The sequence below is a fragment of the Pseudomonas sp. 9.3L genome, from assembly GCF_058536285.1.
On sequence record NZ_JBZUBK010000001.1, the window covers coordinates 751,282 to 767,775 of the forward strand.

Here is a 16,494-nt window from a genome sequence, read left to right on the forward strand (position 1 = left end):
ACGGGCAGCTAACAGGGCTAGCCGTCCAGCAATGCGCTGTTGCCCACTCGCTCTAGCCCAAGGAATGGGCACGCTGCCAGCAACGCTTGCAAGGTGCGGCCATCAGGCAATACGAAACCCTCGTCAACCAGCTCGGCCAGAGGGTAAAGCACGAACGGCCGGGCCTGGAGGTGGTAGTGCGGCACGGTCAGGCGCGGCTCATTCAGCACCTGATTACCCAACAGAATGATATCCAGGTCTAACGTCCGCGACCCCCAGCGCTGCGCCCGCACTCGGCCCTGGTCGTTTTCGATTCCCTGCAGTGCGTCGAGCAACGACAAAGGTGGCAGGTGGGTGTCCACGGCAGCCACAGCATTGCTGTAACGTGGCTGCCCTGGGAGCAGCGAATCGCTCATGTAGAGCCCGGACACCCCTACCCAGTTACAGCCGGGTAGCGCGCGAAGGCTAGCCACTGCTTGGCGCAACTGGTGGGTTGGCTCGGCGAGGTTGCTGCCAAGCCCTATGAATGCACGTTGTGCCTGGCTCATTCGTCAGCGCTGTCGCTCTTGCGGCGCGTGTTGCTACGGCGCTTCTTGCGTACGGTGGCGCCGGTGGCGGTGTCTTCCCGGCTACCCAAGTCGCGAATCATCGCTCGGCGCTCGCTGTCGGACGCCTCCTGGTACTCGGTCCACCATTGGCCCAAGCCTTCGGTGTGCTCCCCCGCGCTTTCGCGCAGCAAGAGGAAGTCATAACCGGCACGGAAGCGGGAGTTGTCCAGCATCACGTCAGCGCGTTTGCCAGTGCGCCGAGGCAGCCGCTCCTGCATGTCCCAAATTTCCTTGATGGGCAAGGTAAAGCGTTTGGGGATCGCTATAGACCTGCATTGTTCAGCGATCACGTTATGGGCCGCCTCCTGCATGGCAGGAATAGGCGGCATGCCACGGGCCTGCAGTGCCAATGCACGAACGGGCAGGGCAGGCCATAACAGTGCTGCGAAGAGGAAGGCCGGGGTAACGGGTTTGCCTTCTTGTACCCGCAGGTCGGTGTTGACCAGCGCATTGCGGATCAGCGTATAGGTGTAGGTCGGGTTATGCTCAAGGGCCTCGGCGCTGGCCGGGAACATCTGCTCGAACAGGTTCAGGTCAACGAGCATCTCGAAGGTGTCAGTGGCGTGGCCCGACAGGAACAGCTTGAGCACTTCCTCGAACAGGCGGGCGCCCGGTATGTCTTTGAGCAGCACTGCCAACTCGCGAATAGGCTGCACGCTGTGGCGCTCTATCCCGAAGTCGAGTTTGGCGGCGAAGCGTACTGCTCGCAGCATACGCACCGGGTCTTCCTGATAACGCTGTTGCGGATCACCGATCAGCCTGATGAGCCGGTTGCGTACATCCCGCACGCCATTGGCGTAATCGAGGATATGTTCGCTGACCGGGTCGTAGTACAGCGCATTGATGGTGAAGTCGCGCCGCTGCGCATCTTCTTCCAGCGTGCCGTAGACGTTGTCGCGAAGGATCAGCCCACTTTCGTTACGTGAGGAGTGGTTGCTGGGTGCTTCGTCGCCTTCAGGGTGGTTGGCTCGGAATGTCGCCACTTCGATGATTTCGCGCCCGAAGTGAATATGCACAAGCTTGAAGCGCCGCCCGATGATCCGGGCATTGCGAAACTCTGCACGGATTTGCTCGGGTGTTGCGCTCGTGGCGACGTCGAAGTCTTTCGGCGTCAGGTTGAGCAGCAGGTCGCGGACACAACCGCCAACCAGGTACGCCTGATAACCGGCTTGCTGCAGGCGCTCGACGATGCCCACTGCATGACGGCTGAATTGATGGCGCTGCAACGAATGCTCGCCACTGTTAAGCACTTCGGGCGTGGTGTGTTGATGAGAGGCCTGACGGCCCGGTGGACGAAAAGACTGGAACAGCTTCTTCAGCATGGGATGCACTGTATGAAGGAATGATCGGCCATACCAGGAGTGACCGCACGATGGGCGGGGATTCTAGCATTTAGTGACGAGATGGTGTAGGAGGCCGCGAATGGGCTTTGTTGGAAACGACAAGGGGAGCCTAAGCTCCCCTGTAAGTCGTTGCTTGCTCGTTTTTATTGTTGGTGCGGGCTTTTTGTTTTTGTTGAGTGCCCAACTCCAGGCAGTGCTGGAGCATCTCCCTAATGGGGAGCAAGAGCAAACGGATTGCTTTGAACGCCGTACTGTACGACCCGAAGGCCCAATCAGTTCATGTGCTGCTGTATCGCAGTTTTATTCTTCTAAGCCTGATTGCGGAAACCCGAAACAATACCTCTCCAAAAGAATCAGTTAGCTGCGCCTCATGCCGTCTTGTTTTTATTATGCGTGAGCCGATTCGTGTTGTTTTTATTATCTGTCTTAGCGCTTGTTTTTGTTCTTGTACCGTAGCTATAGCAGGTGCTGTGCCAACTTTTTAAAATCATTAATTTTCAATGACTTAGCGTGACGTGTAGTGCTTTGTTGGCAGCGCTACATGGAGGAATTGTTACCGTATGCCCCGGTGCCTGTTACACCTTGCCGCACCACGGTAACACCTGCTTACCCTTCGCTGACCACACTGGATTTGCGGCGGGGGATGCCCAGCCGTTGGCGGCGTTCCCACAGGCATTTGCGGCTGACACCTAGCTTGCGCGCCAGCTCTGTTTCGGTCATGTGGTCCTGATGTTCAAGTACGAAATGCTGGAAGTAATCTTCGAGGGACAGGTCCTCGGTAGGCTCGTGGCCAGCGGAGGGTGCGGTTGACGCCAGGAACTCGCTGTCCTGTTCTATTTCACTCAGCTCTATATCGATACCCAACAGGTCGGCAGACAACAGTGGGCTTTCACTCAGGATGACGGCGCGCTCCACAGCATTTTCAAGCTCCCGCACGTTACCTGGCCAGCCGTACTGACGGATGGCGCTCTCGGCGTCGGGGCCAAAACGCATGCCTTCGCGCCCAAGGCGGGCAGACTGGCGTGCCAGGAACACATTGGCGATTTCAAGCACATCGCCACCGCGCTCACGTAGAGGAGGCAACTTGAGCGCAATCACGTGCAGCCGGTAGTACAAGTCCTCCCTGAACTGGCCTACCTTGGCCAAGCTCTTGAGGTCTCGGTGGGTGGCCGCAATCAGCCGCACGTCCACCTTTTGTGATTGCACGGAGCCTACCCGGCGAATTTCACCTTCCTGCAACACACGAAGCAGCCTGGCTTGGGCTTCCAGGGGCAGCTCACCGATTTCATCCAAAAACAACGTGCCGCCGTCAGCTGCTTCTACCAGGCCAGCACGCCCCGCGCTGGCACCGGTGAACGCACCTTTCTCATGGCCGAACAGCTCGGACTCGATCAGGGTTTCAGGAATGGCGGCGCAGTTGACGGAAATCATCGTGGCCTTGGCACGCCGAGACAGGTTGTGCAACGCGCGGGCGACCAATTCCTTGCCTGTACCTGACTCTCCCTGAATCAAGACATTGGAGTCGGTGGGCGCAACCTTGCGGATTTTGCTGTACAGGTCTTGCATGGGCGGGCAAGAGCCGATGATCCCGATTTCACCCTGGGCAGGGCCGACGGGCTTGTCCGCAACCTTGGCCCCTGGTTTATCCCGTTCAGCAAACGGCACGATGGGCTGGCGATCCCGCAAGATGCGAGAAATCGCCTGCAGCATTTCGTCGTGGTCGAACGGCTTGGCGATGTAGTCGACCGCGCCCATCTTCATTGAGTCCACGGCCGAGCGCAGGCTGGCGTAGCTGGTCATGATCAGTACAGGCTTTCCCTGACCAAGCTTGATCAGCTCCGTGCCTGGGGCACCCGGCAGGCGCAGGTCACTGACGATCAAATCAAACGATGCGACGGTGAAACGCTCTTGCGCTTCCTGTACCGAACCCGCTTCGCTGACTTGATAGTGGTTGCGTTCAAGCAAGCGACGCAGGGCAGAGCGAATAATAGTTTCGTCTTCGACGATGAGAATGTGCGGCATGGGGTTCGGTTCTCTCGACGGTCTCAATTGGCAGCGGACGTCGCTTCGACATGGCGGGGCAGGGTCACGCGTATACGGGTGCCCAGTTGCCTCTGTACGTCAGCCGGGCTGTCGATGGTGATCTGTCCATAATGCTCCTCCACAATGGAATAGACCAGCGCAAGGCCGAGGCCGGTGCCTTCGCCGGGATCCTTTGTGGTGAAAAAAGGTTCGAACAGGCGGTCCATAATGTTCTTGGGAATACCGCTGCCTTCATCCTCTACGATCAGGGCCACGGTGTGCTCATTCGCTTCGCTGCGTACCCGTACCGCGCTGCCTGCGGGAGACGCGTCCCGGGCGTTGGACAGCAGGTTGATGAGCACCTGCGCCAGGCGCTGCGGGTCGCCGTCCACCCAATGGTCTGGGTCACACAGGTTGAAGAACTGCACCTCGAAGTTGCGGCGGTTCAGCGCCAGCAAGCCAATCGCGTCCTGGGCCACTTCAGCCAGGCTGACGGGTTCCTCGCTGTGCTGGTGCGTACCGGCATGGGCGAAGCTCATCAACGACTGGACGATCCGGGAGACTCGCTTGGTTTGCTCCAGGATCTGGCTAGACAGCTCAGTGATCTCATTGTCGTCTTCGCGCTCTTCTCGCAGATTCTGAGCCAGGCAGGCAATGCCGGTAATGGGGTTGCCTATTTCATGGGCCACGCCTGCGGCCAGGCGGCCAATGCTGGCCAGGCGCTCGGAGTGCACCAGTTTGTCTTCGAGCATCTGGGTTTCGGTAAGGTCTTCGACCAGCAGTACCAGGCCACTGTTGCCAGGCGCCAACGGCTCGTCGATAGCGGCTTTGTGCAGGTTTAACCAGCGGGTCTGGCCGTCCAGGGCCAACCGTTGTTTATGCAGGTGTTCATCCGCCCCATGGATAAAGCCTTGCAGCAAGCCCTGCCAGGGCTCGGCAATGGTCCCCAGTCGCGAGCCGACCACACGCTGGGCAGAGATCCCGGTCAGCTCCTCCATGGCTTTATTCCACATCAGAATTTCCCGGTCCGTGGCCAGCGAGCACACCCCCATGGGTAGCTCTTGCAAGGTTTGCCGGTGGTAGCGACGCAGTGCATCCAACTCCGCCGCCAGGCCAGTCAGCCGAGAGTGGTAGTCTTCGAGGCGGCTTTCAATGAAGTGAATATCTTCGGTGACATAGGTTTCACCGCCGGACTTGTACGGCAAGAACGTCTCGACGATGTCTTGCGCGACGCTCGGCCCCATCAGGCCTGACAGGTTGGCTTCGATACGGTCGCGTAAGCGGCGCAGCGCATAAGGCCGGCGTTCGTCGAACGGCAGGTACAGGTCACGCAGGGCTTGCTCCACTTCTTTTTGCGCGGCACGGGCACCCAGGGGCTTGGCCAGTTGAGTGGCAAATTCTTGAGGCGATGTCGCGTGCAGCTCACGGCGTTGCGGCCTGCGCACGTTATCTACGGCACACGCTTCTGCAGCGCTGGCCTCTTCAGGCCCTGCATCGGTGAACAGCGACACCAAGGTGAATAACAAAACGTTTGCCGCCAGGGAAGCGATGGCCGCCATGTGCCAACTGGTGTCATCCAATACGTAGATGACGTCCAGCACGGGAATATAGAAACCTGCTACGTCACCTACCAAAGGCATTAGCATGGTGACCGACCACACCGCGACACCGGCCAGCAACCCCGCGATGAAACCTCGTCGATTGGCCGTGGGCCAGTACAGCACTGATAACACCCCGGGCAGAAATTGCAGGGTTGCCACAAAGGCGACGATCCCTAGGTGCGCCAGGTCCTGGCGGTTACCCAGCATCAGGTAAAACGCATACCCGGCCATCAGGATCGCGACGATCAGGCCGCGACGGGTCCACTTCAGCCACCGGTAGATACTGCCACCCGCTGGCGGCTGGTAAAGGGGAAGTACCAGGTGGTTCAGCGCCATGCCCGACAACGCCAGCGTGGTGACGATGATGAGCCCGGTCGAGGCTGACAAGCCTCCTATATAGGCCAGAAGCGCAAGGGCCTTGCTGTTGGAGGCAATGCCTACGCCTAGCGTGAAGTATTCAGGTGACGTAGGCGCACCCAGGCGCAGCCCTGCCCACAGGATCAGCGGTACCGCCAGGCTCATCAGGAGCAGGAACAACGGTAACCCCCAGCTGGCGCTGACCAGGGCGCGCGGGTTGAGGTTCTCGGTAAAAGCCATGTGGTACATGTGCGGCATCACGATGGCAGAGGCAAAAAATACCAGTAACAAGGTACGCCATGGGCCTTCCTGGAGCGGCGTGTGCAGGGCCGCCAGGGCCATCTGATTTTGCATGAGCCACAGCTCCAACTGGTGTGGCCCGCCAAATACCCCGTACAAGGCATACAGGCCCAGCCCGCCCAGCGCGATGAGCTTGATGACGGATTCGAATGCAATGGCGAACACCAAGCCTTGGTGTTTTTCGCGCGTGGCGATGTGCCTGGAGCCAAAGAAAATCGTGAACAGCGTGATCAGGACGCAAAAACCAAGGGCCACCTGGTCTTTCATGGGCTCCTGCGTGAGGATGCTGATGGAATCCGCCACCGCTTGTATCTGCAGCGCCAGCAAGGGAAGTACGCCGATCAACATGAATAGCGTCGTGAGGGCGCCGGCCCATGTGCTCCGAAAACGGAACGCGATCAGGTCTGCCAGCGAGGATAACTGGTAGGTACGCGTGATTTTCAAGATGGGGTACAGCAGCACGGGCGCCAGCAAGAATGCCCCGGACACCCCCAGGTAACAGGCGAGGAACCCGTAGCCATATTCGTAGGCCAAGCCCACCGTGCCATAAAACGCCCAGGCGCTGGCGTATACGCCAAGCGAGAGGGTGTAGGTCAGCGGGTGGCGGATGATCGATCGAGGTATCAGGCCGCGCTCGCTCACCCACGCCACGCCAAACAGTACCGATAAGTAGACGACGCTGACCAGGAGTATCTGGGTAAGGCTAAAGCTCATCGGCGTCTCTCTGGCTTTGCAGGATAAAGGCGACCACGATGAGGATCAGCCACAGCAAGTAAGGGCGGTACCACGCACCCGTAGGTTCGATCCACCAGTCCATGATGGCAGGGGAAAACAGGTAGATGCCGACGACCAGCAGCAACACCAAGCGATAGATATACATGCTGGCCTCGTCACACAAAGGGCGGCGGATAGGTGTGCCGCTTCAGGGCTGCCGGGATGGTAGCGGATGCCTGCCTGGCTGCCTACCGCTTCAGCGCAGTGCCGCCTCGGCGAGGGTGCGGGCGCGTGGCAAGGCGTTGAGGTTCCAGTGCGCCACAGCCCAGACCAAGATATCGCACGGGGCGGCACCCTCCAGGGCGGGTACCGGCGCCTGCCCCAACGCCCGCAACGCTCGCAATAACTGCGCGCCCGCGTCCTGTGTATTCAAGGGGGCAGAGCGGTAGGTTTTGCCCAGCTTGTGCCCATCGGGCTGCACCACTAGCGGCACATGCAGGTAAGTAGGAGAGGGCAGGCCTAGCAATTCCTGTAAGTAAAGTTGCCGGGGCGTAGAGTCCAGCAAGTCGGCGCCACGCACGATATCGGTGACGCCCTGAGCGCCGTCATCCAACACTACGGCCAGTTGGTAGGCATAAAGGCCATCCCGGCGCCGGATCACGAAGTCTCCTACCTCGTTACCCAAATGCTGTGCGAAACAGCCTTGAAGACGGTCTTGGACGCTATAGCGCAACTCAGGCACACGTAACCGAATGGCCGCCCCTTCAGGGTCATGGCCTGCGTCACGGCAAAACCCTGGATAGATACCCTTGAAAGGCTCCAACGCCTTGCGCGAGCAGGTGCAGGCGTAGGCCAGCCCGTGCTGCAGCCAGCGATCTATCACGGTCTGGTACACCGTGTGGCGCTCACTTTGGTACAGCACGGGCCCGTCCCACTCAAAGCCGTAGTCGGCCAGGGTGCTGAGAATCGCTGCCTTGGCACCGGGCATTTCACGGGGCGGGTCGATGTCTTCCATGCGTAGCAGCCATTGGCCGCCGTTGGCACGCGCATCGGCAAAGGACGCCACTGCGGCCACTAAAGAGCCGAAGTGAAGAAGACCACTGGGGGTTGGGGCGAATCGACCGATGCGCGAGGGCGTCATGATGAGGGCGTGCCAGGGGTGGAAGGGTCGCGCCAGCCAGGCCAGGGCGCGTGAGCGCGCCCCAGCACAGCTTATTTACCGACTTGCTTCTCTTTGATTTCAGCGAGGGTTTTGCAGTCTACGCACATGTCAGCGGTGGGACGGGCTTCCAGCCGGCGAATCCCGATTTCCACGCCACACGAATCGCACCAGCCGTACTCTTCGTCTTCGATCAACTGCAGGGTTTTGTCGATTTTCTTGATCAGTTTGCGCTCACGGTCACGTGCACGCAGTTCGAGGCTGAACTCCTCTTCCTGGCTAGCCCGGTCGGCGGGGTCCGGGAAGTTGGCTGCCTCGTCTTTCATATGATCGACGGTACGGTCAACTTCCTGCATCAGCTCTTGCTTCCACTGATTCAGGATTTTAGTGAAGTGAGCGCGCATTCCTTCGCTCATGTATTCCTCGCCCTTTTTACCTTCATAGGGCTTGAAACCATTCGCCAGGCCTGTGCTTTGTTGCTGGTTTTCTTTGGTGGGCATGAGTGACCGCCTCTCGCTCTTCTAATCCACTGCGCGGGATGATCCATCTCCGGCGACCGCCGGCCCCGCGACTGCAAGCGGGCGAACTTACCAGATCAAATCGGGGTGCGCTACTCCCGGTTGTCTTGCCTGATTTGGCTGTGCAAGGCGGTTGGACAACCGCGACGGCGGATCATTCCACGGCCGCATGACGCCGCGCATTCAGGCAAAGGATTACCGTAGAATCGGGCTTTGCCACGCCACCCGAGGCAGCTCCATGGCCACGCTCTACAGTGCGCGAAGCCGCGCGATCGAACCCTTTCATGTCATGGCCCTGTTGGCTCGTGCCAACGAGCTGCAGGCGCAAGGCCATGACGTTATCCATCTGGAAATAGGCGAGCCGGACTTTGTAACTGCCGCGCCCATCGTGGCAGCGGGCCAGGCGGCGCTTGCCGCCGGCCATACGGGGTACACCGCTGCCCGCGGGCTACCTGCGCTGCGCCAGGCCATTGCCGGGTTTTATGGCACTCGCTATGGGCTGGACATCGACCCTGCGCGCATTCTGATCACGCCCGGCGGATCTGGTGCATTGCTATTGACCAGTGCGCTGTTGGTAGATCCAGGCCAGCACTGGTTGCTCGCCGACCCTGGCTACCCCTGTAACCGGCACTTTCTTCGCTTGATCGAGGGCGAGGCGCAACTGGTGCCGGTAGGCCCGGCCGAGCACTACCAGCTTACCCCCGAGCGGGTGGCGGCGTGTTGGAACGAGAACTCGGTCGGGGCGTTGGTGGCTTCGCCCGCCAACCCAACCGGCGCTGTGCTTGGGCTGGAGGCGCTGGGTGGATTAAGCCAAGCGATCAGCGAGCGGGGAGGGCACTTGGTGGTGGATGAAATCTACCACGGCCTCACTTATGGCATGGAAGCCCGAAGCGTGCTTGAGGTCGACGACAACGCTTATGTGCTCAACAGTTTCTCGAAATATTTTGGCATGACCGGCTGGCGCCTTGGCTGGCTGGTGGCTCCGACTGAAGCGGTGCCTTCGCTTGAGAAGCTCGCTCAGAACCTCTACATCAGTGCGCCGAGCATGGCGCAGCATGCCGCGCTTGCCTGTTTCGAGCCCGCGACGCTGGACATTTTCGAGCAGCGTCGTGAAGCGTTTCATCAGCGTCGCGATTTTCTGCTTCCTGCCCTGCGCAGCCTGGGCTTTGACATTGCCGTGGAGCCTGAAGGCGCGTTCTACCTGTATGCCGACATCAGTCGGTTTGGCGGTGACGCGTTTGAGTTCTCTCAGTTCTTCCTTGAGCAGGAGTACGTAGCCTTTACGCCAGGGCTGGATTTTGGCCGACATTTGGCCCGTCAGCATGTGCGGTTTGCGTATACACAGGCGCTCCCCCGGCTGGAGCAGGCCGTAGAGCGAATCGCCCGGGGCTTGCAGCGGTGGAAGGGCTGATGCGCTTTGACCCTCCATTGGAATCCGGTGTCTTGTTGCGTCGGTATAAGCGGTTCCTGGCCGATGTGCAGCGTGCTGACGGCAGTTGCATCACGCTGCATTGCCCCAACACCGGCTCGATGCTCAATTGCATGAAGCCGGGTGGGCAGGTGTGGTTCAGCTGGTCCAACAATCCTGCGCGTAAATTGCCGGGCACGTGGGAAATCGCCGAAACCCCTCAAGGCCGGCTGGCCTGTATCAATACGGGGCGCGCCAATCAGCTGGTGGAAGAAGCATTACTGTCAGGGCGCATTCCTGAGCTTGCCGGTTTTACCGCACTGCGCCGGGAAGTGCGGTATGGGGAAGAAAACAGCCGGGTGGACTTTCACCTCCATTACCCCAACGGTGAAGCCTATGTCGAGGTAAAGAGCGTTACCCTGGGGTTCGGCGACACCAGGGTAGCGGCATTCCCAGATTCGGTCACCCAGCGCGGGGCGCGGCACCTGCGTGAATTAGCTACGCTGGCGCGCCAGGGCGTTCGGGCCGTGCAGCTATTTTGCGTCAACCTCACAGGAGTAGACGCGGTAAGGCCTGCACATGAAATCGACGATGCTTACGCGCAGGCATTGGCGGCGGCTGTGGCTGAGGGCGTAGAGGTGCTGGCCTATGGTGTGCAGCTCACGCCCGAGGCCGTTGTTATAGACCGACGGCTGCCCGTGCATTTCAGATAAATGCCCCAAACGTTAGCCGCTGCTTATGGCTAAGCAAAAAAAGACCCGGCATGTGCCGGGTCAATAACCGTGATTAGCCTGATGAGGAGATAAGCTGAGTCCGAACCACCGGGCTGCTTATCGGCTGATCTCGCGACCAGTTGCGATAATCATAACGATTCTCATTTGAGAGTCAAGTGCCAGATGAGAATTATTGCTTTTAATTTCCTGGTCGAGTGAGTTGCTGGTTCAAGTGGTTGATTTTCCTGGTCATGCTCTCAATCAAGCTATGGGCAATACCGGGGTTGGTCGCGAGCAATGCCATGAACTGCTCACACGGAATGGACGCCACCCTGCATGCGGTGCTGGCAACTACGGTGGCGGTGCGTTGTTCTTGGGTAAATACCGCCATGGCCCCGAAAATTTCTTCCTTTGTGACATCGCCTACCTTCACACCATCCACAAATGCCTCGGCATACCCTTCTACGATGATGAACACATGATCGGGTGTGTCCCCTTGCCGAATAAGCACTTCACCTGCTGCAAACTGCCTGATGTCATTTGCCCCTTGAAGGTCGGCAGGCCTCCAGCGAGTGACGGCCTCTGCCAGTAACCACGCCTGGCCACTCAAGTACTCGGTCAATAAGCCTACCCGCCCTGCCGCAGCGATATGGGCCAGGGCATGCGAGCGTTCGTAGACGTGCAGGCGAAGGGCCGCAGCGGCTCGATACTGGCACAGCACCTCTTTGGGCAGGGGCGCCAGGTTCAGCACGTCACCGGCACTGAGAAAGAACAGGTTGCGCCCGTTCAGGCTTAGCTCTACCGAACCGGCTTCCACCAGGTACAGGAACGTGTGGGCCAGATGGCTATCGAGTGGTGCGCCAGCGGCCACTTCAAGCACCTCGGCGGCCGGCTGCGCGCCCTCCAGCAGTTGCGCACCGGTGCGCTGTAGCCGTGTGACCCATTGCTCGGCAAGCGCCGATTGCTCCCCGATGACATACATGGTTCGTTCTCACGCGGTACGCGGTGGAGGTTAGGTTTTTTGGTGTGAAGGCATTCGAGCTTCGAACGCTTTGTTGAGCGCTTCTTTACGCTCGGAAGGCAGGTCGTTCCAATGGATACCCAGCAGCGCGCCTTCGATGGCGTATAAAAGCACTTTAGAGGCTCGAAACCCACGCGCCTTGACCGCGCGGTATGCGTCCACCGCACCCAGGCGACGAAGGTCCGCTGCACTGTGTATGCCTACGGCGTGCAGCCACTGGGCAGAGGTTTTGCCAAGGTTTGGCAGGTCCTGCAGCTCGTCGTTCATCCACGCTCCTGGTTGAGCGGCCACACTGCGGCCTTGAGGGCAGTTTAGCGGGCCTTGCTTACTTCGTGCGATAGCGCAGCCTGGTGCCGAAGTTCACTGACATGAGGATTTCATCTGCGCTTAGTTCGGCTGGGAAGTAGGCACCGGAAATCTGCGCATGGGCCAACGAGGCGCCTTCCAGGCAGGCTTCGCGGAAGTCAATGCCACGCAAGTCGGCCGAGCGAAAATAGCCATTGCTGAAATTCACGCCTTCTGCATCAAGCATGCGCAGGTCAAGGCCTCGAAAATCACCGCTGGTGAAGTCCACCGTTCCTGCAAGGCGCTTTTCCTCGTTGAACGCCTGAATGTTCTCGTCTTTGACAAGCTTGAAAAGCGGGGAATCGATCAAGCGAGGCTGGGTCATGGCAGTGTCTCTGGTGAGTAGGTGGCGCCATCATAATGACACCACCCTGGAGGCGAAGGTGTGAGCTGGTTCACGCCCGGCTCAGGTCATAGGCCCGGCAGTCGCTGACGCATGGTCTCAAGCACCGCGTCTACGCTATGTGCATCATGGGTGGCTACCGTGCGGGCCGCCAGTCGTTCTTCGCCAGAAAGGGGGTCGCGGTCACGTTCCTGAGCGAAGATGACCTCCAGCGTAGCGTCTGATGGGTCTGGGTTGGCCTGTGCCTGACGTTGGCTCAGCCAATTTTCGATCACCGGCTGAGGCGCGCAGCAATCGAGAATCACGAAGGGAACGGCCTGGGCCTGGGCGATGGCTTGGGCTGCGGCCCGCTGTGGTTGCTTGAGGTAGGTAGCGTCAATCACCACCGGTATGCCGGCCGCCAGAATAGAGGTGGCCAGCTCATGCAGCCGGGCATAAGTAGCCTCACTCGACTGAGCAGCATACAACGCCTCGGTATCGGCAACTGCGGAAGAGAACAGGCGTTTACGCTCTACATCGGAGCGCACGCGGATAGCCCCGAGCCCTTCGACCAGGCGCAGCGCCACATGGCTCTTGCCCACTGCCGACACGCCGCTGGTGACTGCCAGGAAACGTGAAGGAATAGCGCTGTAGCGTTCGGCCAAGGTGGCATAGGTGCGGTACTGGCGCATGGCGGTAGCACGCTGCAAGCCATCGGCATTGGCTGGCATGCTGAACAAGGCAACCTTGGCCCTGACCATGGCACGGTAGGCCTTGTAGAAGTTGAGCAGCGGCAAGCCGGCGTAATCGCCGGTCAGCTCCAGGTAGTAGGAGATAAACCGCCATGCCAGGCACTTGAGCCCCCGGTCTTCCAAGTCCATGGCCAGGAAGGCGATGTCTGCGTACACGTCGGTCATGCGGAAAGGGTCATTGAATTCGATGCAGTCGAAAATCACCACGTGGCCGTCGATCAATGCGGCATTACCCAAATGAAGGTCGCCATGGCATTCGCGTATGAAGCCGCCTGCCTTGCGCTGGGTAAGCAAGGGTAGCAAGCGGCTGTATTCAGCCTTTGCCCACGCCTCCAAGGCCTCGAGCTGCAGCCTGTCGGCGCTGTCTGACAGGAAGGGGCGAACCTGTTCGAAGTTTTGCAGCACTGGGGCCATCACGCTATCGGGTGACCCCTCGCTGCGTTCGAAAGGCACCTTGGGCGTAGCCTCATGAAAGGTTGCCATCTGCCGGGCCATGTCATCGATGTGCCCACTGCTCAGTTCGCCCTGTGCCTGAAGGGTGTTGAGCAGTTGGCGTTGTGGAAACTGGCGCATCTTCACCGCATAGTCGACGACCTCGCCGGCACCGCCCAGCACAGGCGCGCTGTCGCTTCCTGTAATCGGCACTACTTCCAGGTACAGGCGCTGCGCAAGACGCTGGTTCAGGCGCAGTTCTTCCTGACAAAAGTGCTGGCGTGCAGAGAGGGTGGTGAAATCAAGAAAGCCGAAATTGACAGGCTTCTTGATTTTGTAAGCGTATGTACCTGTGAGCACTACCCAGGAAATATGCGTTTCGATCACGTCGAACGCCTCTACCGGATGCGGGTAAAGCGCCGGGTTCTGCAGCGCGGCAATGAGGGCTTGGCTCACGAGAAATCCTTATGCGGTCTAGGGGCTTTGCCGTTCATTATGGCGGCTTGAGCCAGTGCTGCAAACCGTCATGAGGTTTCTGTTTGCCGTTGCGCAAACTGCGTATAATCCGCCGCCATGACACGTAGCCGATCCCCTCGCAAACCCTCTCGCCCCTCCTCACGGCGTGCCCGTACCTGGCTCGGTTGGGCCATGAAACTCGCCTTGGTAGGGCTCGTAGCCCTCGCGGGCGTGGCCATTTACCTCGATGCCGTGGTGCAGGATAAATTCTCTGGCAAACGCTGGACGATCCCTGCCAAGGTCTACGCACGGCCGCTTGAGCTGTTCGTAGGGCAAAAGCTTGAACTCAAGGATTTCCTCACCGAGCTGGATGCCCTTGGCTATCGGCGTGTAAACGCCGTGGACGGGCCGGGGCAGGTGGCGGTTTCAGGTAGCACGGTGTCCCTCAATACCCGTGGCTTTCAGTTCTATGAAGGGCTGGAGCAGGCCAGGCCGGTACGGGTGCGCTTCTCCGGGAGCTATGTGGCCGAGCTGAGCAGCGCCGGAAACGCCAAGCTGCCTGTGGTTCGCCTTGAGCCCTTGTTGATCGGCGGTATTTACCCGAAAAATCTTGAAGACCGCATTCTTATCAAGCTCGACCAGGTTCCGCCGTACCTGGTCGAAACCCTGGTTACGGTCGAGGACCGGGATTTCTACCATCACTTCGGCGTCTCGCCCAAGGCCATTGCGCGCGCGGTTTACATAAATACCACGTCCGGGCACGCGCGCCAGGGTGGCAGTACCCTTACGCAGCAGTTGGTCAAAAACTTCTATCTCACCAATGAGCGCAGCCTGAGCCGAAAGCTGACCGAGGCGATGATGGCCGTGCTGTTGGAGATTCACTACAGCAAGCAGGAAATCCTTGAGGCGTACCTTAACGAGGTGTTCATTGGCCAGGACGGGCAACGTGCTGTCCATGGCTTCGGGCTCGCCAGCCAGTTCTTCTTCAGCCAGCCGCTGTCCGAGTTACGCCTGCATCAGGTGGCCTTGCTGGTAGGGATGGTTAAGGGGCCATCGTCTTACAACCCGCGGCGCAACCCGGAGCGGGCGCTTGAGCGCCGTAACCTGGTCCTGGACCTGCTACAGGAGCAAGGCGTCGCGTCGGCCGAAGCGGTGGCTGCGGCCAAGAAAATGCCCTTGGGCGTTACCCAGCGCGGCAGCCTGGCCGACAGCTCTTTCCCAGGGTTCCTGGACCTGGTCAAGCGTCAGCTCAAAGAAGACTACCGCGATGAAGACCTCACGGGCGAAGGGCTACGTATCTTTACCAGCTTCGACCCTATCTTGCAGATGAAGGCCGAAGCGGCCGTGAGTGAAAGCTTCAAGCGCTTCTCTGCCCGCAAAGGGGGCGCTGCCATGGAAACCGCCATGGTGGTTACCAACCCAGAAAGCGGCGAAGTACAAGCGCTAGTGGGCAGTCGTCAGCCAGGGTTCGCAGGGTTCAATCGCGCGCTGGATGCAGTGCGGCCCATCGGCTCGCTGGTCAAGCCTGCGATCTACCTCACCGCACTTGAAAAGCCCAACCAGTACACCCTCACCAGTTGGATAAAGGACGAGCCCTTCTCGATCAAGGGGGCGGATGGCCAGGTGTGGTCGCCACAAAACTATGAGCGCGGCTCCAACGGCACCATCTTCCTGTATCAGGGCTTGGCGCATTCCTACAACCTCTCAAGTGCTCGCCTTGGGTTGGACGTTGGCATCCCTAATGTCTTCAAGACCCTTGGCAAGCTTGGCGTAGACGTTGACTGGCCAGCTTACCCCTCCATGCTGCTGGGGGCAGGGGCCATGAGCCCGATGCAGGTGGCAACGGTCTATCAGACCATTGCCAATGGGGGGTACAACACACCCATGAGGGGCATCCGTAGCGTGCTAACTGCCGAAGGTGAGCCCCTCAAGCGCTATCCGTTCCAGATCCAGCAGCGGTTCGACCCTGGGAGCATCTACCTGATCCAGACTGCGATGCAGCGTGTGGTACGCGAGGGTACGGCGCGTTCGGCTTACAGCGTATTGCCTTCGTCGCTGAACCTTGCGGGTAAAACGGGGACTACCAACGATTCGCGAGACAGTTGGTTCGCAGGCTTTAGTCAGGACCTGCTCGCCGTGGTATGGATGGGCCGTGACGATAACGGCAAGACACCCTATACCGGCGCTACGGGTGCCCTGCAGGTATGGACCAACTTCATGCGCAAGGCCGACCCGCTACCCTTGAACATGGCTGTGCCGGATAACATTGTGCTGGCCTGGGTGGATGCCCAGACCGGCCAGGGGTCGGCCGAGGGGTGCCCAAACGCTGTACAGATGCCGTATATCCGCGGTAGCGAGCCCGCCTCCGGCGTGGCCTGTAATGCCGGCCAGGATGCGCCAGCACCAGTCATGGACTGGATTAAAGGGTGGCTCAATTGATTCGA

The 16,494-nt window shown here is 59.6% G+C and carries 14 protein-coding genes; 3 read left to right on the plus strand and 11 right to left on the minus strand.

Going from position 1 to position 16,494, the window contains the following annotated elements; genetic code table 11:
* Positions 1 to 17 precede the first annotated feature (17 nt).
* The 7 genes from folK to dksA all read right to left on the minus strand — a co-directional run bounded on the left by folK (position 18) and on the right by dksA (position 8,583).
* Positions 18 to 527 carry a 2-amino-4-hydroxy-6-hydroxymethyldihydropteridine diphosphokinase gene (gene folK / locus AC4LE2_RS03370; RefSeq protein ID WP_491824102.1) on the minus strand — a complete coding sequence of 170 codons (510 nt, stop codon included), beginning with the start codon at positions 525 to 527 and terminating at the stop codon, positions 18 to 20.
* Positions 524 to 1,909, minus strand: coding sequence for a polynucleotide adenylyltransferase PcnB (locus AC4LE2_RS03375; protein WP_491824103.1), 1,386 nt, complete (start codon positions 1,907 to 1,909; stop codon positions 524 to 526). Before AC4LE2_RS03375 ends, folK begins: the two co-directional genes overlap by 4 nt.
* Before the next feature lie 627 nt (positions 1,910 to 2,536).
* Positions 2,537 to 3,952: a sigma-54-dependent transcriptional regulator gene (locus AC4LE2_RS03380; protein ID WP_491824104.1), complete on the minus strand. Its 1,416-nt coding sequence runs from the start codon at positions 3,950 to 3,952 to the stop codon at positions 2,537 to 2,539.
* Between the two features lie 23 nt (positions 3,953 to 3,975).
* Positions 3,976 to 6,924: a sensor histidine kinase gene (locus AC4LE2_RS03385; protein ID WP_491824105.1), complete on the minus strand. Its 2,949-nt coding sequence runs from the start codon at positions 6,922 to 6,924 to the stop codon at positions 3,976 to 3,978.
* Positions 6,914 to 7,090: a hypothetical protein gene (locus tag AC4LE2_RS03390; protein WP_097085740.1), complete on the minus strand. Its 177-nt coding sequence runs from the start codon at positions 7,088 to 7,090 to the stop codon at positions 6,914 to 6,916. The genes AC4LE2_RS03385 and AC4LE2_RS03390 overlap by 11 nt, the downstream gene beginning before the upstream one ends.
* A gap of 90 nt (positions 7,091 to 7,180) precedes the next feature.
* The gene (gene gluQRS, locus AC4LE2_RS03395) at positions 7,181 to 8,065 is read right to left on the minus strand and encodes a tRNA glutamyl-Q(34) synthetase GluQRS (RefSeq protein ID WP_491824106.1); all 885 of its coding nucleotides are present in this window, start codon (positions 8,063 to 8,065) and stop codon (positions 7,181 to 7,183) included.
* 71 nt (positions 8,066 to 8,136) lie between these two features.
* Positions 8,137 to 8,583 carry an RNA polymerase-binding protein DksA gene (gene dksA / locus AC4LE2_RS03400; protein WP_491824107.1) on the minus strand — a complete coding sequence of 149 codons (447 nt, stop codon included), beginning with the start codon at positions 8,581 to 8,583 and terminating at the stop codon, positions 8,137 to 8,139.
* A 256-nt stretch (positions 8,584 to 8,839) separates the two neighbouring features.
* Between dksA and AC4LE2_RS03405 the strand changes: the two genes are divergently transcribed.
* Both AC4LE2_RS03405 and sfsA read left to right on the plus strand, forming a co-directional pair.
* Entirely contained in the window at positions 8,840 to 10,012 is a 1,173-nt protein-coding gene (locus AC4LE2_RS03405; RefSeq protein ID WP_491824108.1) for a pyridoxal phosphate-dependent aminotransferase, read from the plus strand.
* The gene (gene sfsA, locus AC4LE2_RS03410) at positions 10,012 to 10,722 is read left to right on the plus strand and encodes a DNA/RNA nuclease SfsA (RefSeq protein WP_491824109.1); all 711 of its coding nucleotides are present in this window, start codon (positions 10,012 to 10,014) and stop codon (positions 10,720 to 10,722) included. The genes AC4LE2_RS03405 and sfsA overlap by 1 nt, the downstream gene beginning before the upstream one ends.
* A 199-nt stretch (positions 10,723 to 10,921) precedes the next feature.
* Here sfsA and AC4LE2_RS03415 read toward each other — a convergent pair whose 3' ends face one another.
* From AC4LE2_RS03415 to AC4LE2_RS03430, 4 genes are all read right to left on the minus strand, one after another.
* Positions 10,922 to 11,704 carry a Crp/Fnr family transcriptional regulator gene (locus tag AC4LE2_RS03415; RefSeq protein WP_491824110.1) on the minus strand — a complete coding sequence of 261 codons (783 nt, stop codon included), beginning with the start codon at positions 11,702 to 11,704 and terminating at the stop codon, positions 10,922 to 10,924.
* A gap of 30 nt (positions 11,705 to 11,734) precedes the next feature.
* Entirely contained in the window at positions 11,735 to 12,010 is a 276-nt protein-coding gene (locus AC4LE2_RS03420) for a TfoX/Sxy family protein (RefSeq protein WP_491824111.1), read from the minus strand.
* 58 nt (positions 12,011 to 12,068) lie between these two features.
* Complete coding sequence (locus AC4LE2_RS03425; protein ID WP_491824112.1) at positions 12,069 to 12,413, minus strand: pentapeptide repeat-containing protein; 345 nt, start codon at positions 12,411 to 12,413, stop codon at positions 12,069 to 12,071.
* Positions 12,414 to 12,499: 86 nt separating this feature from the next.
* Positions 12,500 to 14,050 carry a bifunctional aminoglycoside phosphotransferase/ATP-binding protein gene (locus AC4LE2_RS03430; RefSeq protein ID WP_491824113.1) on the minus strand — a complete coding sequence of 517 codons (1,551 nt, stop codon included), beginning with the start codon at positions 14,048 to 14,050 and terminating at the stop codon, positions 12,500 to 12,502.
* A gap of 117 nt (positions 14,051 to 14,167) precedes the next feature.
* Between AC4LE2_RS03430 and mrcB the strand changes: the two genes are divergently transcribed.
* Entirely contained in the window at positions 14,168 to 16,489 is a 2,322-nt protein-coding gene (mrcB, locus tag AC4LE2_RS03435) for a penicillin-binding protein 1B (protein WP_491824114.1), read from the plus strand.
* Positions 16,490 to 16,494: the final 5 nt, after the last annotated feature.